The organism is Streptomyces sp. G7(2002) (genome assembly GCF_028870195.1).
Lineage (GTDB): Bacteria > Actinomycetota > Actinomycetes > Streptomycetales > Streptomycetaceae > Streptomyces > Streptomyces nigrescens.
Window position 1 is genome coordinate 5,787,799 of sequence record NZ_CP102609.1, and the last position, 26,014, is coordinate 5,813,812.

At 73.4% G+C, this 26,014-nt stretch carries 23 protein-coding genes and 1 pseudogene; 10 read left to right on the plus strand and 14 right to left on the minus strand.

The annotated features are described in order from the left end of the window. The first annotated feature begins 15 nt into the window (after positions 1 to 15). Both NUT86_RS24630 and NUT86_RS24635 read left to right on the plus strand, forming a co-directional pair. A complete protein-coding gene (locus NUT86_RS24630) occupies positions 16 to 225 on the plus strand; it encodes a hypothetical protein (protein WP_274737597.1) in 210 nt (69 codons plus the stop codon). A gap of 264 nt (positions 226 to 489) precedes the next feature. After that, positions 490 to 1,761 carry a glycosyltransferase 87 family protein gene (locus NUT86_RS24635; RefSeq protein WP_274737598.1) on the plus strand — a complete coding sequence of 424 codons (1,272 nt, stop codon included), beginning with the start codon at positions 490 to 492 and terminating at the stop codon, positions 1,759 to 1,761. Between the two features lie 27 nt (positions 1,762 to 1,788). On the opposite strand, the gene NUT86_RS24640 is transcribed toward NUT86_RS24635, so the two are convergent. Both NUT86_RS24640 and NUT86_RS24645 read right to left on the minus strand, forming a co-directional pair. Next, on the minus strand, positions 1,789 to 3,441 hold the full coding sequence (locus NUT86_RS24640) for a DNA repair helicase XPB (protein WP_093645108.1): 1,653 nt from the start codon (positions 3,439 to 3,441) through the stop codon (positions 1,789 to 1,791). 130 nt (positions 3,442 to 3,571) lie between these two features. Continuing rightward, entirely contained in the window at positions 3,572 to 4,612 is a 1,041-nt protein-coding gene (locus tag NUT86_RS24645; protein WP_274737600.1) for a peptidoglycan-binding protein, read from the minus strand. A 349-nt stretch (positions 4,613 to 4,961) separates the two neighbouring features. Here NUT86_RS24645 and NUT86_RS24650 point away from each other — a divergent pair, with 349 nt between their 5' ends. Together NUT86_RS24650 and NUT86_RS24655 are read left to right on the plus strand one after the other, a co-directional pair. Further along, complete coding sequence (locus tag NUT86_RS24650; RefSeq protein WP_274737602.1) at positions 4,962 to 5,690, plus strand: glycoside hydrolase family 25 protein; 729 nt, start codon at positions 4,962 to 4,964, stop codon at positions 5,688 to 5,690. 125 nt (positions 5,691 to 5,815) lie between these two features. Continuing rightward, entirely contained in the window at positions 5,816 to 6,382 is a 567-nt protein-coding gene (locus NUT86_RS24655) for a hypothetical protein (RefSeq protein WP_274737604.1), read from the plus strand. Positions 6,383 to 6,470: 88 nt separating this feature from the next. Here NUT86_RS24655 and NUT86_RS24660 read toward each other — a convergent pair whose 3' ends face one another. Next, positions 6,471 to 6,641, minus strand: coding sequence for a hypothetical protein (locus NUT86_RS24660; RefSeq protein ID WP_266447570.1), 171 nt, complete (start codon positions 6,639 to 6,641; stop codon positions 6,471 to 6,473). 66 nt (positions 6,642 to 6,707) lie between these two features. Continuing rightward, entirely contained in the window at positions 6,708 to 9,218 is a 2,511-nt protein-coding gene (locus tag NUT86_RS24665; RefSeq protein WP_266447567.1) for a helicase C-terminal domain-containing protein, read from the minus strand. A gap of 176 nt (positions 9,219 to 9,394) precedes the next feature. Here NUT86_RS24665 and NUT86_RS24670 point away from each other — a divergent pair, with 176 nt between their 5' ends. Both NUT86_RS24670 and NUT86_RS24675 read left to right on the plus strand, forming a co-directional pair. Beyond that, positions 9,395 to 10,588 carry a hypothetical protein gene (locus tag NUT86_RS24670; protein ID WP_274737606.1) on the plus strand — a complete coding sequence of 398 codons (1,194 nt, stop codon included), beginning with the start codon at positions 9,395 to 9,397 and terminating at the stop codon, positions 10,586 to 10,588. Between the two features lie 167 nt (positions 10,589 to 10,755). Next, entirely contained in the window at positions 10,756 to 11,403 is a 648-nt protein-coding gene (locus NUT86_RS24675) for an HAD family hydrolase (RefSeq protein WP_274737608.1), read from the plus strand. On the opposite strand, the gene NUT86_RS24680 is transcribed toward NUT86_RS24675, so the two are convergent. Beyond that, positions 11,358 to 11,618 carry a hypothetical protein gene (locus NUT86_RS24680; RefSeq protein WP_078518621.1) on the minus strand — a complete coding sequence of 87 codons (261 nt, stop codon included), beginning with the start codon at positions 11,616 to 11,618 and terminating at the stop codon, positions 11,358 to 11,360. The two genes, NUT86_RS24675 and NUT86_RS24680, sit on opposite strands and share 46 nt — an antisense overlap. Positions 11,619 to 11,841: 223 nt before the next feature. On the opposite strand from NUT86_RS24680, the gene NUT86_RS24685 reads away from it, so the two are divergent. Beyond that, positions 11,842 to 12,225: a cold-shock protein gene (locus NUT86_RS24685; protein ID WP_018089689.1), complete on the plus strand. Its 384-nt coding sequence runs from the start codon at positions 11,842 to 11,844 to the stop codon at positions 12,223 to 12,225. A 65-nt stretch (positions 12,226 to 12,290) separates the two neighbouring features. Here NUT86_RS24685 and NUT86_RS24690 read toward each other — a convergent pair whose 3' ends face one another. The 4 genes from NUT86_RS24690 to NUT86_RS24705 form a co-directional block, all read right to left on the minus strand. Further along, positions 12,291 to 13,142, minus strand: coding sequence for a 1,4-dihydroxy-6-naphthoate synthase (locus NUT86_RS24690; RefSeq protein ID WP_109891970.1), 852 nt, complete (start codon positions 13,140 to 13,142; stop codon positions 12,291 to 12,293). A 10-nt stretch (positions 13,143 to 13,152) separates the two neighbouring features. Further along, positions 13,153 to 13,896, minus strand: a complete 744-nt coding sequence (locus NUT86_RS24695) for a futalosine hydrolase (protein WP_274740607.1) — start codon at positions 13,894 to 13,896, stop codon at positions 13,153 to 13,155. A gap of 17 nt (positions 13,897 to 13,913) precedes the next feature. After that, positions 13,914 to 14,417: a hypothetical protein gene (locus tag NUT86_RS24700; RefSeq protein WP_018089686.1), complete on the minus strand. Its 504-nt coding sequence runs from the start codon at positions 14,415 to 14,417 to the stop codon at positions 13,914 to 13,916. 70 nt (positions 14,418 to 14,487) lie between these two features. Continuing rightward, positions 14,488 to 15,912, minus strand: a complete 1,425-nt coding sequence (locus NUT86_RS24705; protein ID WP_401855661.1) for an MFS transporter — start codon at positions 15,910 to 15,912, stop codon at positions 14,488 to 14,490. Positions 15,913 to 16,304: 392 nt separating this feature from the next. On the opposite strand from NUT86_RS24705, the gene NUT86_RS24710 reads away from it, so the two are divergent. Continuing rightward, the gene (locus tag NUT86_RS24710; RefSeq protein WP_018089684.1) at positions 16,305 to 17,210 is read left to right on the plus strand and encodes a DUF3027 domain-containing protein; all 906 of its coding nucleotides are present in this window, start codon (positions 16,305 to 16,307) and stop codon (positions 17,208 to 17,210) included. Positions 17,211 to 17,826: 616 nt separating this feature from the next. Continuing rightward, the gene (locus NUT86_RS24715) at positions 17,827 to 21,045 is read left to right on the plus strand and encodes a sacsin N-terminal ATP-binding-like domain-containing protein (protein WP_446750832.1); all 3,219 of its coding nucleotides are present in this window, start codon (positions 17,827 to 17,829) and stop codon (positions 21,043 to 21,045) included. Positions 21,046 to 21,281: 236 nt separating this feature from the next. Here the strand turns inward: NUT86_RS24715 and NUT86_RS24720 are convergent, their stop codons facing one another. Beyond that, entirely contained in the window at positions 21,282 to 21,497 is a 216-nt protein-coding gene (locus NUT86_RS24720; RefSeq protein WP_159486759.1) for a DUF397 domain-containing protein, read from the minus strand. Continuing rightward, a pseudogene (locus NUT86_RS24725) lies at positions 21,481 to 22,208 on the minus strand (helix-turn-helix domain-containing protein). The gene NUT86_RS24720 and the pseudogene NUT86_RS24725 overlap by 17 nt, the downstream one beginning before the upstream one ends. A 134-nt stretch (positions 22,209 to 22,342) precedes the next feature. On the opposite strand from NUT86_RS24725, the gene NUT86_RS24730 reads away from it, so the two are divergent. After that, a complete protein-coding gene (locus NUT86_RS24730) occupies positions 22,343 to 22,747 on the plus strand; it encodes a hypothetical protein (protein ID WP_274737614.1) in 405 nt (134 codons plus the stop codon). A gap of 59 nt (positions 22,748 to 22,806) precedes the next feature. Here the strand turns inward: NUT86_RS24730 and NUT86_RS24735 are convergent, their stop codons facing one another. The 3 genes from NUT86_RS24735 to NUT86_RS24745 all read right to left on the minus strand — a co-directional run bounded on the left by NUT86_RS24735 (position 22,807) and on the right by NUT86_RS24745 (position 25,929). After that, the gene (locus tag NUT86_RS24735; RefSeq protein ID WP_093636795.1) at positions 22,807 to 22,995 is read right to left on the minus strand and encodes a hypothetical protein; all 189 of its coding nucleotides are present in this window, start codon (positions 22,993 to 22,995) and stop codon (positions 22,807 to 22,809) included. A gap of 169 nt (positions 22,996 to 23,164) precedes the next feature. Then, on the minus strand, positions 23,165 to 25,579 hold the full coding sequence (locus NUT86_RS24740) for an HAD-IC family P-type ATPase (RefSeq protein WP_159486755.1): 2,415 nt from the start codon (positions 25,577 to 25,579) through the stop codon (positions 23,165 to 23,167). A gap of 92 nt (positions 25,580 to 25,671) precedes the next feature. Then, on the minus strand, positions 25,672 to 25,929 hold the full coding sequence (locus tag NUT86_RS24745; RefSeq protein ID WP_018089676.1) for a DUF2530 domain-containing protein: 258 nt from the start codon (positions 25,927 to 25,929) through the stop codon (positions 25,672 to 25,674). Positions 25,930 to 26,014 lie beyond the last annotated feature (85 nt).

A 26,014-nucleotide genomic window follows, 5' to 3' on the forward strand; every position in this document is an offset into this window, starting at 1 on the left:
TTTCATCATGGAGTCATGAGCAGCGCAGCGATTCCCCCAGGTTCTGTCCACCCCGCCTCCCTCCACCCGGTCAAGGGCGCCACGGCCCTGGGCGGCGGCCCCGAGCGCGATACGGCGGCCGCCCATGAGCACCGCTATGTCGTGGGCAACGCCCTCCGCGCGATCAAGGTCTTCGCGTCGGCCGCCTTCAGCGTCGTCGTCATGGGTGAGTACGCGGACGACTGATTTCCCGGCACCGCGTGATGTAGCCGAGCGCGTGCCTCAGCCGCCCCTGCCCGCGCACACCGCGCACAATATGGGGCAGGAAGCCGCATCAAACACGTACCGGCCAGGCACGTACAGATCATGCGCAACACCTGCGCGATCGGGTGCGGGAAAGCCGACTCCGCGTCGCCATCGGGATGACCGGAAACCGTTACGGACGGTCGGTCTCGATCCACTAGCGTCACCGCAGTAGGCGCGCTCAGGGCAACGGGGAGGGGTCAGCGGGTGTCTGCCGTCGACGGGGCGTGGACATGGAGACGGACCTGGGCGCAGAGCATCGCCCACCCCGGACGACTGGCGCTCGCCACGGCGCTGCTCCTGGCGTCATTCGCCGGACTCTGGGTGCTCTACCAGGTCCAGCCGCTGCCGATGTCCGACATAGCGGTCTACCGGGCCGAGGGCGCGGCCGCCGCCACCGGCGGTGATCTCTACGGCTTCACGGTCACCAAGTGGCACCTTCCGGCCACCTACCCGCCGTTCGCCGCCCTGCTCTTCATACCGACCACCTGGCTCTCGCTCGGCACGCTCAAAATCGTCTGCGTGCTGGTCAACGCGGCACTCCTCGCGCTGCTGATCCACCTCTCGTGCAAGGCCGCCGGGCTGCGCAAGGCCGCCCACACCGCGCCCTTCCTCCTGGCCGCCACCGCGCTCGGCCTCTGGCTGGAGCCGGTCTTCCAGACCTTCGTCTTCGGGCAGGTCAACCTCGCGCTGACCTGCCTGGTCCTGTGGGACCTCTCCCGTCCGGACGGCGCCCGCTTCAAGGGGTTCGCCACCGGCATCGCGGCCGGCATCAAGCTCACCCCCGCGATCTTCGCCGTCTACCTCCTCGTCACCGGCCGGGTGAAGGCCGCCTGCACCGCGCTCGCCGGGTTCCTGGTCTCCGTGCTGCTGGGCTGGCTGGTCCTGCCCGGTGCCAGCATCGAGTTCTGGACCCGGCGGATGTTCGAGACCGACCGGGTCGGCAAGGTCTGGATCGTCGACAACCAGTCCCTGCAGGGCCTGATCACCCGGGTGCTGCACCAGCCCGAGCCGGGCCTGCTCTGGGCGGTGCCCGCGCTGCTGACCGCGGCGGCCGGGCTCTGGGCCGCCCGCCGCGTCTATCTGCGCCGCGGCCTGGACGGCTGGGGCGTGCTGTGTACGGCCGTCACGGCGCTGCTGGTCTCGCCGATCAGTTGGTCCCACCACTGGGTCTGGTGTGTGCCGCTGCTCATCGCGCTCGCCGCCCACACCCGGCGCGACCCGTGGCGCAGGGCGCTGCTGGCCGCCGTCACCCTCGCCTTCACCGCCCGCACGATGTGGATCGTGCCGCACACCGGCGACCTCGATCTGCGGGTCAGCTGGTGGCAGCAGCCGTTCGCGTCCCCGTACCCCCTGCTCGGACTGGCGCTGCTGGCCGCGGTCGTGTGGTGGACACGGCGGCCGCCGGTGACTCCGGGCGGCGGCCTGCCCGCGCCGCGCGCCGCCCGGGAGCCGGTCAGCCCGTCCCGGACGGCCTGAGCCCGGGCGGTCCGAGCCCGAGCGGCCTCAGACGTCCTCGTCCGCCGCCAGCAGCTCGTCCGCGTCCACGATCCGGTACGCGTACCCCTGCTCGGCCAGGAAGCGCTGGCGGTGCGCCGCGAAGTCCTGGTCGATGGTGTCGCGCGCGACGACCGAATAGAACCGCGCCTCGTGCCCGTCCGCCTTGGGGCGCAGCACCCGGCCCAGCCGCTGGGCCTCCTCCTGGCGGGAGCCGAAGGTGCCGGACACCTGGATCGCGACCGTCGCCTCGGGAAGGTCGACGGAGAAGTTCGCGACCTTGGAGACCACGAGCACCGAGATCTCGCCCTGCCGGAAGGCTTCGAAGAGCTTCTCGCGTTGCGCGTTGGTGGTCTCGCCCTTGATCACCGGGGCGTCCAGATGCTCGCCCAGCTCGTCCAGCTGGTCGATGTACTGGCCGATGACCAGCGTCTGCTCGCCCTGGTGCCGGCGCACCAGCGCCTCGGTCACGTACTGCTTGCTGGCGGTGGTCGCACAGAAGCGGTACTTCTCCTCGGTCTCGGCCGTCGCATACGCCAGCCGCTCCGAGTCGGTCAGATTGACCCGCACCTCGACACAGTCAGCGGGGGCGATGTAGCCCTGCGCCTCGATCTCCTTCCACGGGGCGTCGAACCGCTTGGGCCCGATGAGGGAGAAGACATCCGACTCCCGGCCGTCCTCGCGGACCAGCGTCGCGGTCAGCCCCAGCCGCCGCCGGGCCTGCAGATCGGCGGTGAACTTGAAGACCGGGGCGGGCAGCAGATGCACCTCGTCGTAGACGATCAGGCCCCAGTCCCGGGAGTCGAACAGCTCCAGATGCGGGTAGACGCCCTTCCGCTTGGTCGTCAGCACCTGGTACGTGGCGATGGTGACCGGCCGGATCTCCTTCTTCGTCCCGCTGTACTCACCGATCTCGTCCTCGCTCAGCGAGGTCCGCTTCACCAGCTCGTGCTTCCACTGCCGGGCCGAGACCGTGTTCGTCACCAGGATCAGCGTGGTCGCCTTGGCCTGCGCCATCGCGCCAGCCCCGACCAGCGTCTTGCCCGCGCCGCACGGCAGCACGACCACACCCGAGCCGCCGTGCCAGAACCCCTCCACGGCCTGCCGCTGGTAGGGCCGCAGCGCCCAGCCGTCCTCGCGCAGCTCGATCGGGTGCGCCTCACCGTCGACATAACCGGCCAGGTCCTCGGCGGGCCAGCCCAGCTTGAGCAGCGTCTGCTTGATCTGCCCGCGCTCGGAGGGGTGGACGACCACGTTGTCCTGGTCCAGCCGCGCCCCTACCAGCGGCTGCACCTTCTTCGAGCGCAGGATCTCCTCCAGCACCGGACGGTCGGTGGAGCTCAGCACCAGGCCGTGCGCGGGGTGCTTGACCAGCGTCAGCCGTCCGTAGCGGGACATCGTCTCGGCGATGTCGACGAGCAGCGCATGCGGCACGGGGTACCGCGAGAACTGCACCAGGGCGTCCACGACCTGCTCGGCGTCGTGCCCGGCGGCCCGCGCGTTCCACAGCCCCAGCGGCGTCACCCGGTACGTATGGATGTGCTCCGGCGCCCGCTCCAGCTCGGCAAAGGGCGCGATGGCCCGCCGGCAGGCGTCCGCCAGCTCGTGGTCCACCTCCAGGAGCAGCGTCTTGTCGCTCTGGACGATGAGGGGTCCGTTCACGCGCCTCGCCTTTCGCTTCCCGGCCGGCGGCCGCTGAGACCGGCCGCAGACCTCGACCGTTGATCACGACCGCAGACATCGACCGCAGATACGGCCAAACGTCCAGTGTGCCGCATCGCCGCGGCGGACGTCAGCGATGGATGGCGGGCCCCTGTGAGGCGAGGAGGGCCCGCCAGGTGGCGGGGTCGGCGACGCCGGTCACGGGCAGGGCCCGGGCGCGCTGGAAGGTGTCGAGGGAGCGGGTGGTGGAGGGGGTGAAGATCCCGGTGATGTCGGTGGCCGTGCCGGTGTTGTTGAGCAGGTACTGGAGGGCCACGACCGCCTGCTTCGGGTCGTTGTGGGAGTCGATCCGGATGATCAGGTGCGACCAGGTCTGCGCGCCGACCTTGCCGTCGGCGAGCAGACCGTGGGCGGCCTGGAACGTCTTCACGGCGGCCGCCGTCGCCGCCCCGAAGTCGCCGTCGGCCTCGACGGCATGGCCATGGGCCTGGAGCAGGTACTGGACGGTGCGGGCCTTCCACAGCAGGTCGCCCTTGCGGGCCAGCGGCCAGCGGGAGGCCGCGGGGCCGGTCGAGGCGGCCGCGGCGGCGACCGACGGACCGCCCTGGCCGGCGCGGTGGGCGAACGCGCTCCAGCCGAGGCCGATCCCGCCGCCGAGGGCGAGGACGGCCAGGAAGGCGAGGGCGGTGCGGAGGGAGGCCGTGCGGGTGGTGGCCGTACGGCGGGGCGCGGGCGCCACCACCACCGCTGCGGCGTCGGCCGGGGCTTCATTGGCCGGGGTGGCATCGGCCGGGGTGGGGTCCGCCGGGCTGGCGTCCGCCGGGGTGGCATCGGCCGGGGTGGCGTCCGCCGGGGTGGGGTCGGCCGGGTGGGGTGATTTACGGGCCGGTACGGCGGCCGCCTCCTCGGCCAGGGCGCGGGCCCGGGGCAGGTCGGCGGCCGGGGCGCGCAGCACCGTGTGGAGGAGTTCGACGGTCCTGAGCGGCGCGGTGGAGGGGTGACGGGGGTTGAGATAGCGGGAGAGGGTGGTCTGGTCGATGCCCAGACGTCCGGCCAGCGACTGCTGGGTGGGCTTCGGACGTCCCTCCCGCGCCGACAACTCCCACCACTTCCTGAGCAGTTCCGCCAGCGCGCGGACCGCTTCCCGGTCCGGTCCGGTTGGTCCCGTCATGCTTTCCCCCGGGGCGTTCGAGTGTCCTCAGCTGTCTCGCTCGGCCAAGTGCAGCTGCATAAGCGCAGGTCAGCGCAGTGCATCGGGTCGCTGCATCGATGCATGAGCCGGAGCCCGGCAGATCGTAGTGAAGTCCCCGCCGTTGCTGCATCGTTGAGGGGCGCCGCCGACCGGGCCGCGCACCCCCCGCTCCGTCCCCGCCCCTGCCCAGGGGTGCTCCGGCCTGCGCGAATCCGGGAGCGGAGGGGCTCAACGGAACCTGTGCAGCAACGAAACGAGGGAAATGACTATGCCCCTGACATCACCCGTTCGGGTAAGTACCGCGCTTGCCTGTACCGCGGCCGGGACCGTGCTCGCCGCCTTGGCGACGGCCGTGCCGGTGGCGCAGGCGGCGTCACCGGCGTCGTACTCCGTCGCGGGGGTGGACACCAGTCACCACAGTCACGGCCGGGGGGAGAAGGAGCGGATCGACTGGACCCGGGTGGCGAGGACGCACAGCTTCGTCTTCCTCAAGGCCAGCCAGGGCGCCGGCTACAAGGACCCGTGGTTCACCCGCGACCACGCGGCGGTCGCCCGTACGTCGCTGCTGCGCGCGCCGTACCACTTCTTCGACCCCCGGAGCACGGGCGACGGGGCCGCGCAGGCCCGGCACTTCATCGCCACGGCCCGCGCGGCGGGCTACCGCGGCAACCGGGCGGGTGAACTGCCGCCCGTACTGGACGTGGAGAAGGTGCGCCGGAACCACAGGGAGGTCTGCCCCCGCGCGTTGCGTCCCGCGCAGCTGACGGTGTTCCTCCGGGAGGTGCGCAAGGCCTTCAGGGTCACGCCGATCGTCTACACCCGGGCGTCCTTCGTGAAGGAGTGCATGGGCGGCCGGGGCCGGGTCTTCGCCGGCCATCCGCTGTGGCTGGCGCGCTACGGCAGCGGCACCCACGAGCCGCAGCCCGTCCCGGGCGCCGGCAGCTCCTGGACGTTCTGGCAGCACACCGAACATGGCCGCACACCCGGCATCCCGGGAACCGGCGACCGCAACGTCTTCCGCGGCAGCCGCGACCAACTCCGGGTGATGGCGTCCTGACCCCTGCCCCGGCCGGCGGCGCCCCACCCAGAAACCACCAACCGCCAACCACCCAGCCATCAACCAGCGCCCACCAACCACCAACCGCTATCCACCAACCACCGTCATCCGACAAGGAGTCACCCATGTCCGTACGCACCGTACGCACCATCGCGCCGCGCCTGATCGCCGGCGTCGCCGCCCTCGCCGCCCTCATGGGCACCGCGGCCACCACCTCCGCCACCGCTGCCCCGGCCGCCCCCAACCGGGCCGCGCTGGCGAAGCAGATCCTGGGGACGAAGGGGATCGCGCCGGCCACCGCCCACGCCGGCGGCCGGCACGCCGCGTCCACCGCCCGGCAGAACCTCGTCGACACCGCCCACGGCAAGGGCGCGCTCACCAGCCCCTGGGGCGACCGGCCGCACCGCCGGGTCGCGCTGGACACCCGGATGCTCAACGGGATGCTGAAGCTGCGGACCCAGTACGGCTACCGGATCGCGGTCTCCGAGATCGTCGGCGGTGACCACAGCAGCCGCTCCCGGCACTACGCCGGAATCGCCTTCGACATCAACTACATCAACGGCCGCCATGTCGGCAGTGGCGCCCCGCACCGGAACCTGATGGCCGCCTGCAAGAAGCTCGGCGCCACGGAGGTGCTCGGGCCGGGGAACGCCGGACACGCCACCCATGTCCACTGCGGCTGGCCCCGCTGATCCCGCCGCGGATCCACTGATCCCCGCCGGTGCCCGGCCGTCCGCGAAGGTCGGCCGGGCATCGGCATGCCGTCCCGCGGTGCCGTGATCAGCGGGAGCCGGCCATGACGAAGACGCCGACGAAGAAGACCATGTAGAGCAGCAGGATCGCCGCCGCGACGCCCGCCACGACGAGGACGCCCTTCATTACGGTGCCCGCGGTCCGATGGGCGTCGGCGGGTCGCGCAGGGGCTCCGGGGGACAGCTCGTGCTCGCTCATGGAGCCATCCTGGGGAGCGCGGGGGCGGGAGGCCATCCGTAGACCTACTCAGATGTGCCGGGCTGTTCAGACCGAGTCGTCCGCCAGCTCCGCCACGCCGGTGATGCGGTGCAGCGGGTACGTACGGACCTCGTCGGAGGTGTGGTCGTAGGCCGTCACAAAGCCGCCCTCGACCCGTACGGGCGCGATGACGCGCTGGCTGGCGGCGCCGTCGGCGTTGACATAGCCGATCCAGAGCGCGGAGTTGGTCAGCACCGCGGCCTGCATGGTGGCGAGGGTCTCGGCGGAGGTGGTGCGGGGCAGGGCGCCGGGGGACGGCGCGGGCGCGTGGACCGGCTTGCGTTCCGCGGTGGCGGCGAGGTCGCCGGCGCGGATGGCCCGCACCGCCGCCGCGAGCAGCGTCGGGTCGGGGGACGGCGGGCCGTCGGGGACCGGGGCGGGGGCGGTGCGCGGCGGGGTCCGGTAGGAGTCGGCGCGGGCGATCAGTACGTCACCGGCGGCCGACTCGGCGGCCGGGGCGTAGCCCATCGCCCGGAGGCCGTCGAGGAGTTGGTCCGGGGAGGTCTGGGCGGCGAGCACGGTCGGGGCGAGCCGGCGCAGCCGGAGCGCGGCGGCCCGGCGGTCCGCGAGGATCTCGGAGAGCAGCGCGTCGTCGTCACAGCGGACGTAGGCGGCGGCCGCGCCGATCCGCAGCTGCCCGTGCTTACGGGCCACATCGTCGATGAGGTACGCGAGCGGCTGGGGGACCGGGGTGCGGGAGTGGGTGGCGAGGAACTCCTGCAGCTCGGCGGCGGAGCGGCCGGCGTCCAGGGCGCGGCGTACGGAGCCGGGGGTGAAGCGGTAGACCGTCGCGCCGCCCTTGGACTCGATGTCGGCGAGTACGCCGAGCGCCTCGGCGAGCGGGCGGCGCAGCGGGCCGGGCGCGACGGCGGTCAGGTCCGCCTGGAGCAGGACGTGATCGACGGGTTCGGGGAGCAGCGGGGCGAGCAGGGCGGCGGCGCGGGTCGCGGCGGCGGTGGTTTCGGCGGGGGTGGGCGCGGCGCTGTCCGACGCGGTGTCGATCAGGGTGCGGCCGTGGGTGGACAGCGCGCCGCGTCCGGTTACGCCGAGCAACTCGGCCTCGGTCAGGGTCCAGTGGGCCAGGCGCGAGCGGAGGTCGTCGGCGGGGTCGGCGCCGGGCGCGGCGGTGGCGCCGTCAGCGGCGGCCGGCGCCTGGCCCGCGGCCGGTGCGCCGCCGCGCAGCGGGCGCTCCCACTGCAGCCGGGCCAGCACCGCCGTCGCCGGGACGGCGGTGCCCGGCGGCAGCGTGGCGAGCAGGCCGAGGGCGCGGCGGCGGACCTCGGGGGCGGGGGAGCGGTCGAGGTGCGGGCCGAGGGCGGCGAGCGCGCGGCCCTTCGCGTCGGCGGTGCCGACGATCCCGGGGGCGCGGGTGGCGGCGAGCCAGCCGGCCGCCAGCGCCGCCCAGCGCTCGTGGTCGGGCAGCTGCAGCCACTCTTCGGCGGCCGGGGTGGCCGCGAACCGCTCGTCGGCCTCGCCGTCGGAGGCGATCAGCCCTGCCGCGTAGGCGAGTTCGAGCCAGAAGGCGGCGAGCTGCTCGGTGGTGTCCAGGGCGGTGGCGGTCCGCTTGAGGTCGCGGACGCTCATCCCGCCGGCGCGCAGCACGGCCGGCCCGCCCAGGTCCCACTCCTTGAGCAGCTCCTCGACGGTCGCGAGCGCGGTGAACGCCTGGTTCGCGGCGGCGTTGTCCACAAGCTGTGGATCGCGTTCCGTGGCGGGGGAGAGCGCGGGCGGGACCGGCTCGGGGGTGCGATGGGCGCGACCGCCCCGCAGATGCAGCGCCGCCTCCCGCGGCAGCACGACATTCCGGGCGCCCGCCGGGATCAGCAGCCCCCGGTCCAGCAGCCATTGCAGATGCGGGGCCGGGCGGTCGGTGACCCCGCCGTAGGGCGGGCCCCACAGCAGCTTGTCGAGGACGGCGACGGACTCGGCGGGCGCGGTGTCGAGCAGCGCCGCCATCCGGGCGCGGTCGGAGAACAGCGCGGTGAGCGAGGCGACCGCGGTGACCGGGTCGTGGGTGGTGGGCAGCCCGGCCGCGGCGATGATCTCCTGCAGCAGCCCCGGCGACATCCCGGCCATCGCCTCGGCGACGGTCGGGCCCAGACCGGTCGGCGACGGGTGCGCGGCGCTCGGTGTGAGCAGCTCACGGGCGGTCCGTACCAGCCGCAGCCGTTCGTCCGGACCCCACACCAGCGCCTGCGCCCGCAGCTCCGCCACCGCCCGGGGCAGCTCGGCGGCGACCGCCGGGTCCCCGGCGTCCCCGGCCATCAGCGCGCCCAGCGTGTCGTACGGGCACGGGTCGGGCGCCACCGCCAGCGCCTCGGCGGTCTGCAGCACGAACCGGTCGAGCCGCTCCACGGCGCGGACCACCGACGCCCGCGTCCCGGCCCGGGTCGCCAGCTGGGTGACATCGCCCGGCACCGGATTGAGCAGGTCGGGCCGCGCCCGCAGCAGCCCGACGAGCCCGCGGTCGGTGCGGGTCCTGAGCTCCTCGGCGAGGGTGCGGGGTGTACCGGTCATTCGTCCTACGTTAGCGGGGCGGGGGAGGACGGGGGAGCGGGTGGCCGCACGGCGGCGCCCCGATCCGCCCCGGTCCGGAAGACACCCGCTGACGCCGCCCCCGGCCGCCTCCGGCCCGGCCGCCGGTCGAGGCGGTACCGTCGGGGCAGCAACCAGCGGACGCCGCAGGGGATTTCGTGGGGATCGAGAGCGATCAGCTCGTCTTTGACTATCTGAGCCGGGTGGGCGACCTGGCCCAGCAGCGGGGGCTGCCCGCCGCCACGCGGATGCGGCTGGTGACCGGGCTCCGGGCCGAGATCGACGGTCAGCAGGCCGATTCGGTATCCGGTGTGAAGCGGACGCTGGCCCGGCTGGGGACGCCGGAGGCGGTGGTCGCGGCCGCGGGGAGCGCGGACGACCGGGTGCCGGGGGCGTCCTGGAGCGGCCCGGGGACGCGGCAGGACCCGGGCGCCGGGGCCACCGCGGACGGCGGGCCCGCCGTACCCCTCGGCGCGCCGGGGCCGTCGCGGTCCGACGAACTGTCCCGGCGGTGGACCGGCGCGCGCGACAAGCTCACCGGCCTGGCCGCCCGCAGCGGCCTGACGGGCAAGGCGGCGGGGAACGGGAAGACGGCCGGGAACGCAAAGGCGGCCGGGAGCGGCGGCACGGTCCCCGCCCCGCGCGACGAGGCGCCGGACACCGCGCCGGCCGTCGGCCTGCCGCCGCATCTGGCCGGCGCCGACGAGCTGGGTGACGACGGGGACGCGCCCGACTGGTGGCGGGTGGAGCCGGCGCCGTTCGGACCGGGCGAGACCGTGCCCGGATTCGTCGGCGGGATCGAGATCCCGGAGATGTGGGACCGGCCCGAGGACGAGCGCCCGCTGTCACTGAAGAAGGACGGCGAGGACGGGGACGGGGACGAGGACGCGGCGGCGCCGGCGGAACGGCCGCTGCCCCGGATGCTGCGGCGCGTGCTCGGCCGCCGGCGCGCCGCCCCCGCGCCCCCGGCGGAGGCCGGGGACGGGGAAGAGGCCGTGGTGGTCCCCGCGCGGGCGCCGCTCAGCCCCGTCCTGATGCTGGCCGTGCTCCTGCTGGTGGCCGGTGCGGCGCTGGGGTCGTGGCTCGCGCTGGCGGGCGGCTGGGGGCTCGCCTATGTCTCACGGCGGCTGAGCCGGGCCGAGGCCAAGTTCGCGGCGCTCGGTGTGCCGGGCACCGTCGTCGGCGGTCTGGTGGTGTGGCTGTGGGGCCGGTTCGACGGGCGGTGGGGCGAGCCCCTCGCGCAGGGCCGGCTGGGGCAGGAAATGCTGGACGCGCTGCCGGGGACGGCGCGGGTGGCGGCCGTCGTCTCGGCGCTGTTCCTGGTGTGGCGGATGCGGCGCACACCGCAGTGAGACAGCCGCGTACGGCGCCGCCGGGCGCACCACGGCTCACCCGGCCCGGTCACGCGCTTCCGTGACCGCGCCCCGCGGCGCCGTCCGGCAGGTCCGGCCGGAGGTCCCATACGGCAGGGCCCCACGCCCCTCCTGACCGCCCCGCCGCCGCGGGCACAATGGCAGGCATGGCTGCGCACTCCCTGACGGTCGGCTTCGACCTCGACATGACGCTGATCGACTCCCGCCCCGGCATCAGGGCCGCCTATCACGAGCTGTCCGCCCGGACCGGCACCTTCGTCGACGCCGACCTCGCCGTGAGCCGGCTGGGGCCGCCGCTGGAGGAGGAGATCAGGCGGTGGTTCCCCGCGGAGCGGGTGGCGGAGACCGCCGACCTCTACCGTGCGCTGTATCCGGCCCAGGCGGTCACGGCGACGACCGCCCTGCCCGGCGCCCGGGAGGCCCTCGGCGCGGTCCGCTCGGCGGGCGGCCGGACGCTCGTGGTGACCGCCAAATACGAGCCCAACGCCAAGCTGCACCTGTCGCACCTCGGCCTCGACGTGGACGCCCTCTTCGGCTCCCTGTGGGCGGAGGGCAAGGCCGAGGCGCTGCGCAAGCACGACGCGCAGATCTACGTCGGCGACCACACCGGCGACATCGTCGGGGCGCACACCGCCGGCGCACTGGCCGTCGCGGTCGCCACCGGCCCGTGCGACGCCACGGAGCTGCGCGCGGCCGGCGCCGAGGTGGTGCTCAACAACCTGACGGAGTTTCCGTCCTGGCTGGCGCGCTATGTCGCCGAGGGCGCTGACGGGGGCGAAGCCGCCGCCACCTGACGGCGCTGAGCGACCACGGAACGGATCACTCCGGCCGCCGCGACCAGAAAACCGGCGCCCATCAGCATGCACACCGCGTAGAAGACGGACGGCAGCGGATCGGTCCCGAGGAACAGCGGGGCCACCGTGGCGAGAGTGGCCGCTGCGCCAACTAGGAACATGATCGCGCCGATTCGGACCAGCAGATCCCCGGCAAGGGGAGTTTCGTCAGACACCTGACCAGGGTAAGTCCGGGCCAGAAGCACGGAGGATCCACCCGGCGGCGTCTTGTCACCGGCCTTGGGACCATTAGCCTTGGGGTGGCGGGTCCTGCGGCCCGCTGCATTGCTCTCCAGACCTCTCCCCTTCCCGGCCCCGCCGGGCGGAGGGGAGCCAGCCCGCAGTTCCGCAGTAGACCCGGCCCAGTTTTTTCCAACGAGTACGAGGACGAGGACAGACGTGCCTACCGGCAAGGTCAAGTGGTTCAACAGTGAGAAGGGCTTCGGCTTTCTCTCCCGCGATGACGGCGGTGACGTCTTCGTGCACTCGTCGGTGCTGCCCGACGGCGTAGCCGCACTCAAGCCTGGCCAGCGCGTCGAATTCGGCGTCGTCGCGGGCCAGCGCGGCGATCAGGCGCTGACCGTGACACTCCTCGACCCCGCACCCTCGGTGGCCGCGGCGCAGCGCCGCAAGCCCGACGAACTCGCCTCGATCGTCCAGGACCTCACCACGCTCCTGGAGAACGTCACCCAGCAGCTCGAACGCGGCCGTTACCCGGACAAGGTGCATGGCGCCAAGATCGCCGGCATGCTGCGCGCCGTCGCCGACCAGCTCGACGTCTGACGGGCCGGCCGCGGGCCTCCGTATCCGGACGTCACCCGCGGCCCCGGCCGGCACACCCGGCCCACTCACACAAAGCTCAACGCATCGCGGCCGAGGGGCGGAACCAGCCCCTCGGCCGCGGCGCGGGTGAGCAGCCCGCGCACCGCGGCATAGCCGTCCTCGCCGAGGTCGGCGGTGAACTCATTGACGTACAGCCCGATGTGCTGGTCGGCGACCTTCGGGTCCATCTCCTGGGCGTGCTCCAGGACATACGGCCGGGACGCCTCCGGATCGTCCCAGGCCATCAGGACCGAGCTGCGGATCGCCGCCGCGAGGCCGCGCAACGCCCCCTCGCCCAGAGACCGCTTGGCGATGATCGCGCCCAGCGGGATCGGCAGACCGGTGGTGTGCTCCCAGTGCTCGCCCATGTCGGCCAGGCAGGACAGGCCGTAGTTCTGGTACGTGAAGCGCGCCTCGTGAATGACCAGGCCCGCATCGACCTTGCCGTCGCGGACGGCCGGCATGATCTCGTGGAACGGCAGCACCACGATCTCCCCGACACCGCCCGGCACCTCGGCCGCCGCCCACAGCCGGAACAGCAGATACGCGGTGGACCGCTCACTGGGCACCGCGACCGTCTTGCCCGCCAGATCCGCGGCCGCGCCCGGCTCCCGGGTCAGCACCAGCGGCCCGCAGCCGCGCCCCAGCGCCCCGCCGCAGGGCAACAGCGCATACTCCTTGAGCACCCACGGCAGCACCGCGTACGACACCTTCAGCACATCGAACTCACCGCGCTCGGCCATGCCGTTGGTGATGTCGATATCGGCGAAGGTGACCGCCAGCTCCGGCGCGCCGGGGACGCGGCCGTGCGCCAGCGCATCGAAGACGAAGGTGTCGTTCGGGCACGGCGAGTACGCGATGTTCAGCGGCCGGGTCACGGGGTCCTCCTCAGGGGTGGTGCGGTTCCGGGGCCGGTCCGGCGGTGGCCGTCAGGGCTCCGGGAAGCGTACGGAAGGCACCGGTCAACGCGGTGAGGGCCTCGCCGATGCGCCAGGCGGCGCGGTCGCGGGGGCCGACGGCATTGGAGATCGTACGGATCTCCAGCACCGGCACCCCGTGGGCGGCGGCCGCCTCGGCGACCCCGAAACCCTCCATCGCCTCGGCCCGCGCCCCCGGGTGACGTTCCGCCAGCTCGGCGGCGCGGTCCGCGCTGCCGGTGACCGTCGAGACGGTGACGACGGGGCCGACCGCCGCGCCGGACGCCGCCGCGACGGCCCGCACCAGCGCCGGGTCGGGGCGGTGCACGACCGTGCCGAAGCCGAGTTCGGTGACCGGGACGAACCCGTCGGGGCTCTCCGCGCCGAGGTCGGCCGCGACGATCGCGTCCGCGACCACCACCGACCCCAGCGGCGCGCCGGAGCCGGGACCGGGGGAGAAACCGCCGCCGATTCCGGCCGAGACCACCAGGTCGTACGGCTGCCCGGCGAGCGCGGCGGCGGTCAGCGCGGTGGCCGTACCGGCGGCCGCGGCGGCCGGACCGACACCGGCGGCCAGCGCATCGAGCGCCACCGGAAGGCCGGCCGCCCGTCGCAGCTCATGGCCACCGGGCAGCGTCATCCCTTCACAGGGCTCCGCCGCGGCACACACCGCGTCCCGCTCGGCGGCCACCGCCGTGACGACCAGCACCCGCATCATGCGGCCCGCGCGCCCTAGTTCTCCTGCTTCAGCGTGAAGTGCCACATCGTCTTGGGGCCCTCGCCGGCGCCCAGCTCGGCGACCTGGAGGGTGACGTCCTTGGAGTACGTGGTCTGGCCGGTCTGCGGGTTCTGCTGCATGAAGAGCGTGTCCGCGTCGAAGCTGCGGTACGTCCCCTTGCTGGGCTCACGCATGACGGGGCCGGCACCGATGACGATCCAGCCGGACTTGGCGACCTCCGGGTCGACGCCGACGCGCACCTTCTCACCGGGGCGGACGGTGATCGTCTTGCCGCCCTTCTTGGTCAGGCAGGCCGAGATGTCCTTCTTGGAGAGGACCTTGCCGTCACCGTCGCACCCGGGGGTGGCCTCGGCCGTCACGGTCGACGAACCGACGGTCACGGTCGCGAGCGCGGTCGGCTTCTCGCAGGCGGAGAGGGTGATGAGACCCAGGGACACGGCACCGATGGCGGCAGCGGCGCGGCGGCCCTTGCCCCAGGAGATCAACGCAGCGGTCATACGGGCAGGCTATCTGGCGCCTCAGCTCACGCCACGCCCGGGTGCGGCGTGCCGCGTTGCCCGTCGCCGGTCAGACCACCCGAGAGCTCCGCGTACCGCCCCGCCGGGCCGCGCTCAGCAGTCCCCGTACGGCCAGCACCACGCCCACCGCCACCAGCCCCGCGGCCACCGCCATCCCCAGCGTGCCGACCAGCGGCAGCGAAATCCCGATCGCGCCGCCCACCACCCACGACATCTGCAGCGCCGTCTCGGACCGGGCGAAGGCGGAGGTCCGCACCTCCTCCGGCACATCGCGCTGGATCATGGCGTCCAGCGACAGCTTCGCCAGCGCCTGGCACAGCCCCGCGCAGGCCGCCGCGGCGGTCACCACGACCACCGCCACCGCCTGGTAGAACACCGCCGCCAGCACCGTCGCGCAGAGCGCCAGCCCCAGCATCGCCGCGATGATCCGCTCCGGCCCGCGGGCCTTCAGCCAGGCGCCGACCGCCGTCCCCAGCGCATTGCCGGTACCGGCCGCGACCACCACCAGCCCGAGCGAGGCCGCCGGACCCAGCCCGCCCAGCGGATGCTCACGCAGCAGGAAGGCCAGGAAGAACGTCAGGAAACCGGAGAGCGCCCGCAGACAGGCATTGGCCTGCAGACCGTGCAGCACCGACGGCCCGACCGTCCGCAGCCCGGGCTTCCGCCCACCGTCCGCCTGCCGCGCCGCGTCCCGGGACGCCAGCCGGGCCCGGCCCTCGCCCTTCGCCGAGTCGACCTTGTGCGGCAGCGTGAACGACAAGGCCGTACCGGCCGCGAACACCACGCACGCCCCGTACAGCGGCCAGCTCGGCCCGATCAGATGCAGCCCGGCCCCCGCCGGAGCCGCCAGCCCCGTGGCCAGCAGTCCCGCGAGCGTCACCCGTGAATTGGCCTTGACCAGCGAAATCCGCGGCGGCAGCAACCGCGGCACCACCGCGCTGCGGACCACCCCGTACGCCTTCGACGCCACCAGCACACCGAGCGCCGCCGGATACAGCTCCAGCCCCCCGGTGGCGACCGCGCCGGACATCGTCAGCGCCAGCAGCGCCCGCGCCAGCATCGAGCCCGCCATCGCCGCCCTGCGGCCGTGCGGCACCCGGTCCAGCAGCGGCCCGACCACCGGTGCGAGCAGGGCGAACGGCGCCATGGTGACCGCCAGATACAGCGCCACCCGGCCCCGCGCCTCATTCGTCGGCACCGCGAAGAACACCGTGGAGGCCAGCGCGACGGTGATCATCATGTCCCCGGCCGCGTTCACCGCATGCAGTTCGATCAGCTTGCCCAGGCCCGACTCCCCGGCGCCGTGCGCATGCGTGGCGCGCCGCACCCCGCGTGCCGCACCGGTGAACGGCCGGTGCAGCGCACGTCCGACGGCCCGTCCCGCCCCGCGGGCCCGGTTGTGCCCGTCCCCGCCGCGCGTCGATGCGCGCGAGGACCGTGACGACTTCCCTGATGTCTTCGACACCTTCGACATCTTCGACGCCCGTGCGGCAGCCACCCGGCCATAGTGCCCCAACTCGCCCAGGAGAGGGCACTTTCTCCCCCCTGCCGCGCGGGGCGTACCGGCCCGCGGTCGCGGCCGTGGACATTTGCCGCTCCCACCGAGGGGTCGTCCACCGTTGAAGGGGTAGCGTGTGTAGCGCGCCACCGGCGGTCGTTCTTGGCCGCGTGCCTCATCGCGATCCCGCAGAATGGGACGTAAGAGGTGCGCTCGACCGAAACGACCGGGCGCGGACGTCGACGCGGTCCCCTGGTCCGCTCCGCCCGCCCCGGCACCGCCGGTCGTCCGGACAGGACAAGGACAGCTCCGGCTGGCGCACTCGTGAGACGGCGTAGAAGAGAGAATCGATTCTTGTGAGTGCTGCGATGCGAAGCCGTACCCCTGACCGCCTGTGCGCCGAGGCGGTCGACCTCGCCCGGGCGGCGGCGGAGGAAGCCGCACTGCCCGGCATGGTCGGCGAGCACATCGATGTCGTCGCCGACGGGGACCGCGTCGTCACCCACCTCTTCGCCTGCAACGAGCCCGGCTACCGGGGCTGGCGCTGGGCCGCGACGGTCGCCAGGGCCTCCCGCGCCAAGATCGTCACGCTCGACGAGGTGGCCCTGCTGCCCGGCCCCGACGCCCTCCTCGCGCCGGAGTGGGTCCCGTGGAGCGAGCGGCTGCGCCCCGGCGACATGGGCCCCGGCGACCTGCTGCCCACCGAGGCCGACGACCTGCGCCTGGAGCCCGGCTTCACCGGCGAGGACATCCCGCCGCCGAATTCCCCGGTCGCCGAGGGCATGGCCGCCGAGGTCGCCGACTCCGAGGAGGCGGACGTCCTCCCGGGCTCGCCCGCCGTCCAGCCCGCCCCCGAGCGCGGCAGCATCGCGGCGGTCGCCGAGGAACTGGGCATGCGCCGTGCCCGGGTACTGTCCCGCTACGGCCTGCACACCGCCGCCGACCGCTGGGAAGAGGCCTACGGCGCCAAGACCGCCATGGCCCAGGCGGCCCCCGCCACCTGCGTGACCTGCGGCTTCCTCACCCAGCTGCCCGGCTCCCTGGGCCAGGCGTTCGGCGTCTGCGCCAACGAGTTCTCCCCGGCGGACGGGCGGGTGGTGTCCCTCGCGTACGGGTGCGGAGCGCATTCCGAGGCTGCCGTCATGCCTAAACCGCCGCGGCCGGCCGCGCCGGTTGTGGACGAGACCGTTGTCGAGCCGTTGTCGTTGCGTCCCGAGCGGGATGGGGGGTCGGTCGAGGAGACCGGGCCGGCCGAGGAGCTCGGCCACAGCTGAGGGCTTGTAGCCCCGCTTCCCACGTTGTCGGGTGGCCCGCCGTGCCTCTTCTGTTTTCGCCTGTCGGCGGGGGTGGGGGTGTTTGGGCGGGGGCCGCTTGTTGTTGGTGGTGGGTGACGGGTGCGGGCCTCCGGGGGCGGGTTTCCGGACTGCTTCGCTTTACGTCCGGAAACCCGCCCCTCCGGCCCCCCCCTCCCGTCCGGATGGCGGCCCCCGTCCGGTGGGGGTGAGGGTTTTTAAAGACCAGTGGTTCGGCCGCGTCGTGGTGCGGCCGAGGTACAGGTCTTTTGTTTTCTTCACCCCCACCGGGGTGGGGTTCCATCGCGTACGGGAGGGGGTGGGGCCGGAGGGGTGGGTGTTCGGACGTAAAGCGAAGCAGTCCGAACACCCACCCCGGAGGCCCCGCCACCGGCACCCACCACAGACCGGGGCCCCACCCCATACACACCCCCCTCCCGCCGACAGGCGGGGAAACAGGGCGCGGCGGGCCACCCGACAACGTGGGGCGATACCGTCGGCCCACCGACACGGTTAAGGGAGACGGACAGTGACAGCGACGTCGTGGGTGCGAGGCGCAGCCGGAGACCCGTTCGGGACGGCCCGGCTGCGGCGTGGCGTGCTGGATGCCTGGGCCGCCTCGCCGGCCCGGTTCCGGGAGGATGCCAACGCCGAGGAGGACCTCGCGCTCGGCGGCTACCGCGACCGGCTCGCCGTGGAGCTGGCGCAGAACGCGGCGGACGCGGCGGCCCGCGCCGGCGTCCCCGGCCGGCTCCGGCTGACCCTGCACGCGGCCAACGGCGACGCGCCCGCCGTACTCGTCGCGTCCAACACCGGCGCCCCGCTGGACGCCACCGGCGTCGAGTCGCTGTCGACGCTGCGGGCCTCCGCGAAGCGGGAGTCCAGTGTGGCGGCCGGCGCGGTCGGCCGGTTCGGTGTGGGCTTCGCCGCGGTGCTGTCGGTGAGTGACGAGCCGGCGCTGGTGGGCCGGACCGGCGGGGTCCGCTGGTCGCTGGCCGAGGCGCGGGCGCTGGCGGAGGAGGTGGCCGCGCACAGCCCCGGTCTGGGCGGTGAGTTGCGCCGCCGGGACGGACATGTCCCGCTGCTGCGGCTGCCGCTGCCCGCGGAGGGCGGCGCGCCCGAGGGGTATGACACCGCCGTCGTGCTGCCGCTGCGGGACGTCGCCGCGCAGGATCTCGCCGAGCGGCTGCTGAACGGGATCGACGCGGCGCTGCTGCTGACGCTGCCGGGGCTGGCCGAGGTCGTGGTCGAGACCCCGGAGGGCGTACGGGAGTTGCGGCGCAGCCAGGACGGCCCGTACGTCCTGATCGAGGACAGTGAGCGGGGCGCCACCCGCTGGCGGGTGGCGAGCGACGGCGGTCCGCTGGACCCGGCGCTGCTCGCGGACCGGCCGGTCGAGGAGCGGCTGCGGCCGGCCTGGTCGGTGACCTGGGCGGTGCCCGTGGACGGCGAGGGCGCACCGGTGCGGCCGGGGACGGCGGCGGTGGTGCACGCGCCGACGCCGACGGATGAGCCGCTGGGGCTGCCCGCGCTGCTGATCGCGTCGTTCCCGCTGGAGCCGACCCGCCGGCATGTCGCGCCGGGCCCGCTGACGGACTTCCTGGTGGGGCGGGCGGCCGCGACGTACGCGGCGCTGCTGGGCGACTGGCAGCCGGTGTCCGTCGGCACCCTCGATCTGGTGCCGGGCCCGCTGGGCAAGGGCGGTCTGGACGGGGAGCTGCGCCGGCAGGTGCTGGAACTGCTGCCGCGGGTGCGCTTCCTGCCGAGCGCGGGCGCACCGGCCGGCGGCCGGCCGGCCGAGCCCGAGGTGTCGGCGGCGGACGAGTGGGACGCGGGCGACGGCGGGGTGGACCGCTACGTCCTGCGCCCGGTGGATGCCGAGTTGGTGGAGGGAGCGGGCGCGGCGGCCGTGGGCGTGCTGGCCGAGCTGTTCCCCAGCCTGCTGCCGGCCGGGCTCGAACGCCGGCCGGAGCTGCGGGCGTTGGGCGTGGCCCGGGTGCCGCTCGGCGAGATGATCGACCGGCTGGCGGGCGTCGAACGGTCCCCCGGCTGGTGGTGGCGGCTCTATGACGCGCTGGCCGGTACCGACCCGGACCGGCTCAGCGGGCTGCCGGTGCCGCTGGCGGGCACGTCCGGCCAGGGGGCCGGCGGGGCGCAGGGCAGCGTACGGACCACGATCGGTCCGCGTCAGGTGCTGCTGCCGCTGCCCGGCGGCGGCTCCGACGAGGACGCCGCGGCACGGCACCGTACGCTCGCCCGGCTCGGCCTGAAGGTCGCCCACCCCGACGCGGTGCACCCGCTGCTGGAGAAGCTGGGCGCCACCCCGGCCTTCCCGCGCGCCGTGCTGACCACGCCCCAGGTGCGGGCGGCGGTGGCGAATTCGCTGGAGGCCGACGAGGACGCGTATGACGTCTTCGCCGACGAGCTGGGCGGCGGGCCGGGTGCCCCGCTGGGCGCCGAGGAGCTGGCGGAGACGGTGCTCGGCCTGGTCCGGGACGCCAACCTCACACCGGGCGACGAGCCCTGGCTCGGGGCGCTCGCACTGCCCGACGAGGACGGTGAGCTGGCGCCGGCGGGTGAGCTGGTGTTCCCGGGCAGCGCCTTCGAGCGCGTCATCCGGGAGGGCGAAATCGCGGCCTGTGACGCGGAGTTGGCCGAGCGGTGGGGCGAGCAGCCGTTGACGGCCGTGGGCGTCATGGCCGCCTTCGCGCTGGTGCGGGCCACCGATGTGGTGCTCGACCCGGACGAAATGGAGCCGCGGGAGGGCGACTTCGCCGAGCCGGACGACGTCGGGCTGCTGGACGCGGTGGATGTGTGGTGCGAGGACATCCTCGACGCGCTGCCGGAGACCCCCGTCCCGCCGGTGGTGACCGAGCTGGTGGCGGTGCGCGACCTCGATCTGGTCGATGACGACGCCTGGCCGCAGGTGCTGGCGATGCTGTCCCAGCCCCCGCTGCGCGACGCGCTGACCGCGCCCGTGCGCGTCCTGCTCCCCGACGGCACCACCGAATCCGTCCGCCCCTACACCGCCTGGTGGCTGCGCGGACACCCGGTGCTGGACGGGCGCCGGCCCGCCGGTCTGCGCTCGGCGGGCGGCGATCCGCTGCTGGCCGGGCTGTACGAGTCGGCGGACGCGGGCGACGTCGATGCGCAGGTGCTGCGGGCCCTCGGCGTACGGACCTCGGTCTCCGCGCTCCTCGACGAGCCGGGCGGCGCCGCGGAGCTGCTGGCCCGGCTCGCCGACCCGGACCTGACCGTCGGCGCCGCACAGCTGCACGCGCTCTACGGCCTGCTGGCGGACCTGGACCCCGACCAGGTGACCCTCCCGGACGAACTGCGGACCGTGCGCGACCAGGAAGTCCAGGTGGTCGACGCGGCCGACGCCGTGGTCGCCGACGCCCCGGACCTGGTCCCGCTGGCGGCCGGCCTCGCCCTGCTGCCGGTCCGCCCGGCCCGCGCCGCCGAGCTGGCGGAGCTGTTGCAGGTGCGGCGGCTGAGCGAGGCGGTCAGCGCCGAGGTGCGCTCCGAGGGCGTCCGGCACGAGGTCCCCGAGGCCGTACGCGTCCTGCTGGGCGCCGCCACCCCCGAGGCGTACCAGGAGCACGAGGAACTGCTCGTCGGCGACGGCCCGGACGACACCGCCGAACTGGACTGGCGCTACACGCCCGACGGCACCCTGCACGCCGCGACCCTGGAGGGCGTGGCGGCCGGCCTGGCCTGGGCCACGGCCCAGTGGCCCCGCCGCTTCGAGGTCGCGGCCCTCCTGGAGGACCCGGAACGGGGCGACGAGCTGGCGCGGGCACGCTGGTTCGACTGAGGGGGGATCACCGGGCGGCCCTGTAGCGACGGGGCCGCCCGCCGGCGGCTCGGCGATCGAGGCACGAAGGCGACCGCAGCTGCCCGCCGGTGGACACGATCAGCTGAACCCAGGCCGTGGACGCCGGGCTCCCGGCCGGTACGTGCTGTGGACCCGCACGTACGAAGGAGGCCCCCGCCTTCCCTGCGCTCTGGCCGGCGGGGGCTGACCTTTCGTTGCGTACTGCGCCGCGCGCGTCAGTTGCCGAACGCGCCGTCCTTGACCGCGGCGACGAAGGAGAGCCAGCCCGCCTCGGGGAAGACGCACGCGGGCCCGTGCGGGTTCTTGGAGTCGCGCACCGGTACGGCGCCGGGGAAGCCGTCGGCCACCTCGATGCACTCGGCTCCTTGCCCGTTGCTGTAGCTGGACTTGCGCCAGTCGGGCAGTGTGGACGCGTCAGGAATCATCTTCATCCTCGTACCTTCTCAGGTAATCGCGAATCAGGGCGAGGGATTCATGCTCCGGCAGAGCCTTGGAGCGGGCAACGTCAAACATGTGCGTAAGCGCAAGAACCTTATCCGGCGATTCCAGCAACTCCCCCGAAAAGAAGCTCTCGACGTATCCCGTCGTGGATCCGTTGCGGAAGGTGAGCAGGCTCAGGCTGCCGCCCAGCATGGGGTGTTCCCCCTGGCTGAACGGAAGTACCTGGACTGCGACCTGGGACGGCTCAACTGCCGACGTTGGCGGCGCATTCGCGTGGCGACCCGCTCGTTCGTCCGTTCCTCGGATTCGCCGGGTAGTGACTCGCGGAACAAGGCGTGCGCATAGTCCTCGGTCTGCAGGAGTCCCGGGATCAGGCTGCTGCCGAAAACCTGAATGCGGGCCGCTTTGCCCTCGCGTTCCACGACGGCTCGGCCATAATCGGGAATCGAGGCGTCCAGAGCCATGGACAGCAACTCGGCGAGGAGCCCGTCCGTGGCGAAATGCGTGTCCAGGTCCTCGGTGAGTGCCTCCGAGGGCAGTTGCTCGCCCCGCTCCACCCGGCTGATGTAGGTGTGCGGGTAGCCGACCTTGTCGGCGAGGGCGCGTTGCGACAGGTTCGCGGTTTCCCGCATGCGGCGCAGGCGTCGCCCGAGCACTGTGCGCGGGGTGGCCCGGTCGTCGTCCTCGTTGTTCAGCTCCATTGCTCGAACACACCTTCAACTCGCTGTCCACTGGCTGACTTTGGTGACGCGTGCGGCGTGTGCCCAGCGTATTTCTTCGGCAATGCTGAGTGAGGACGGAAAGACCCCCGCGACCGCTGCAACGGCCCGGGGGCATGGTCATCAGCCCCGATGAGGTCGACGACGTGAATGACGATATCGCGAAGCATTTCGAACCTTCGTCCGAAGGCGACGGTGCGCTCGAACACCCCGACTCCGTACGCCTCCTGCCATGGTCCAACGGCGACGGCAACCCCTGCTATCTCCTGGGGGACGGCACGGGCTATGTCTCCCGGGTTGCCGACGAAATCGAGTCTCTGCAGCTCGAAATGGCGGATGACCTCACCGGTCATGCGGACGACCTGCTCGGCTGTCAGCGGGTGAGCAACCGGGAACTCCGGTTCCTGGCCCGTGGGCTGACCGATTCCCTGAGGGATGTGCGCCGCGTCGCGGACAGCAGGGGTGCGCGGCTGTGTGCGGCCGAGCGCTCGTCGGGCTGCGTGGACGGGCGTGAGGCATAGGGCCGGCCGGCCGGCTGCCGCTGTCGGCGTCGTCAGCTCAGTCCGAGGCCGGCGGTCGCTCAGTCCGAGCTGAACTTCCTCACCAGTGCCCAGATCACCGCGACCGCGCCGACGACCAGGATCAGCCACTCCCACCAGTCGAGGACGCCGTCGCCGGCACCGTAGGAGCTGTCGCCGGAGTGGTAGTGGTGGGAGTGGTGGGTGCGGGCCAGCACCTCGTATGGGAGGTCCCGCGGGTTGAAGGTCATGGGCGGAGAGTAGGCGGGAGGCGAGGGGGATACCATGCCGGGCCGGTTTCTGTGACCGGGCCGATACGTACCTCCCGGGCCGGTACATCCTTTCTGGGTCGATAAGTCGCTCCCGGCCGATACGCCCTTCCCGGGGGCCGGTACGCCGTTCCCGGGTGTGGGCGGGGGCTCAGGCCGGGAACCGCCGGGCCACCCACCGCCAGGTGAGTTCCAGCAGCACCGCCGCCACCACCGCGATGCCGACCGCCGCCCAGGGCATCGTCGTGCCGACCAGCCGCAGTGCGAAGAAGGTCTGCAGCCAGGGGGTGGCCAGGACGATGAGGAAGGCCAGGCCCATGGCCAGGACCAGGGCGATCCGCCACCAGGTGTAGGGGCGGGCGATGATCGCCAGGACCCACATCGCGGTGAGGAAGAGGGTCAGGGTCGCCGCGCTGGTCTCGGCGGGCAGTGCGTCCGGGCCGGTGTAGTAGCTGCGGGCGAGCAGGTAGGTGACGAAGGCGGCGGCGCCCGTGATGAGGCCGGACGGGATCGCGTAGCGCATCACCCGGCGGACGAAGTGGGGGCGGGCGCGTTCCTTGTTGGGGGCCAGGGCCAGGAAGAACGCGGGGATGCCGATGGTCAGGGTGGAGAGCAGGGTCAGGTGGCGCGGCAGGTAGGGGTAGGGGATCTGCCAGCAGGCCACCAGGATCGCCAGCAGGACGGAGTAGACCGTCTTGGTGAGGAAGAGGGTGGCGACACGGGTGATGTTGCCGATGACCCGGCGGCCCTCGGCGACGACCGACGGGAGTGTGGCGAAGCTGTTGTTGAGGAGGACGATCTGGGCTACGGCGCGGGTCGCCTCGGAGCCGGAGCCCATCGCGACGCCGATGTCGGCGTCCTTGAGGGCCAGCACGTCATTGACGCCGTCGCCGGTCATCGCGACGTTGTGGCTGCGCGACTGCAGCGCGGCGACCATGTCCCGCTTCTGCTGCGGGGTGACCCGGCCGAACACCGCGCCCTCTTCGATCTCGGCCGCCATCGCGTCCCGTTCGCCGGGCAGTTCGCGCGCGTCCACCGGTGCGTCCGCGCCCGGCAGTCGCAGCTTGCCGGCCACCGCGCCGACCGACACCGCGTTGTCGCCGGAGAGCACCTTGGCCCGGACGCCCTGCTCCTCGAAGTAGTGCAGGGTGTCGGGGGCGTCCGGGCGCAGCCGCTGCTCCAGGACGACCAGCGCGGTGGGCCGGACGCCCCGGGTGACCTCGGGGTCGTCCAGTTCCCGTTCGGCGCGGGCCAGCAGCAGGACGCGGAGGCCCTGCGCGTTGAGCGCGTCGGTCTCGGCGAGCCGCTGGTCGCCGGAGGGCAGCAGGATGTCCGGGGCGCCGAGCAGCCAGGTGCTGCTCTCGCCGTCCGGGCCGTTGAAGGACGCGCCGCTGTATTTCCGGGCGGAGGAGAACGGCAGCGACTGGGTGCAGCGCCAGCCGCCGTCCGCCGGATACTCCTCGATGATCGCTTGCAGGGAGGCGTTGGGCCGCGGATCGGACTCGCCGAGTGCGCCCAGCACCTGCCGGATGTAGGCCTCCTCGCCGTCGAGCGTCCGCAGCCCGTTGACGTCCATGCCGCCCTCGGTGAGCGTGCCGGTCTTGTCCAGGCAGACCACATCGACCCGGGCCAGGCCCTCGATCGCGGGCAGCTCCTGGACCAGGCACTTCTTGCGGCCGAGCCGGATGACGCCGATCGCGAAGGCGACGGAGGTGAGCAGCACCAGGCCTTCCGGGATCATCGGCACGATCCCGGCGACCATCCGGCGGATCGCCGCGTCGCCCGGCAGCCCGAGGGTGAGCAGATGGCTGAGGATCAGGCCGATCGCGGTCGGGATCATCATCCAGGTCACGTACTTGAGGATCTGGCTGATGCCGCTCCGCAGTTCGGAGTGGACCAGGGTGAACCGGCTGGCCTCCTCGGCGAGCTGCGCCGCGTACGCCTGCCGGCCGACCTTGGTCGCGGTGAAGGCGCCGCCGCCCGCGACCACGAAGCTGCCGGACATCACCTGCTCGCCGGGCTTCTTGAGGACCGGATCGGCCTCGCCGGTCAGCAGTGACTCGTCGATCTCCAGGCTGTCGCTCTCCCGCACCTCGCCGTCGACGATGACCTTGTCGCCGGGCCCGAGTTCGATGATGTCGTCGAGCACCACCGCGGAGGTGGGGATCTCCTCGGTGACCCCGTCGCGCCGGACGGTCGGTCTGGCCTCGCCGATGACCGCCAGGTTGTCCAGGGTCTTCTTGGCGCGCAGCTCCTGGACGATGCCGATGCCGGTGTTGGCGACGATCACGAACCCGAACAGGCCGTCCTGGATCGGGCCGACGACCAGGATGATCACGAAGAGCACGCCGATGATCGCGTTGAAGCGGGTGAAGACATTGGCGCGGACGATCTCGGCGGCCGAGCGGGAGGACCGTACGGGGACGTCGTTGACCTCGCCCCGGGCGACCCGCTCCGTGACCTCGGCGGTGGTCAGTCCGGGGTTGACCGGTTCCCGAGCTGCCCGCCGGGCGGGCTCACCACCCGGCCCGGACTGCTCGACGTCGGTCCTCGCCCGCTCCGTCATGTCCTCGACGTTACGGGCGGAATGCGCACTTCACCCGCTGGCCGGGCGGGTGGGCCGAGAGCGCGGACCGCCGGGGGAGGGCGCCGCGGTGTTCAGGAGCGGTCGGCCGCCGCGGCGCGCTTGAGGGCGGCATCGCGTCCGCGGACGTACCAGATGCCCACCAGGCCCAGGCCGCCGCCGGCCAGGCAGGTCCACACCCACCAGGAGTGGCCGTTGTCGGCGAACCAGCCGTAGAAGGGGAGCTGGCCGAGGAAGAGCACGAACCAGATGATGGTGCCGCCGGTGATCGTGCCGACGACGGGGCCCTCGAGAGGCGCCGGGGCCTCGCGCAGTTCGGACTTCTTCCACATGGTGCTCAGCTTACGGGGGCCGGATGAGCGCTCCGCGGGCGGCGGTGGGCAGCGGCCGGTTGCCGGGAGCGGGGTGGGGCGGGCG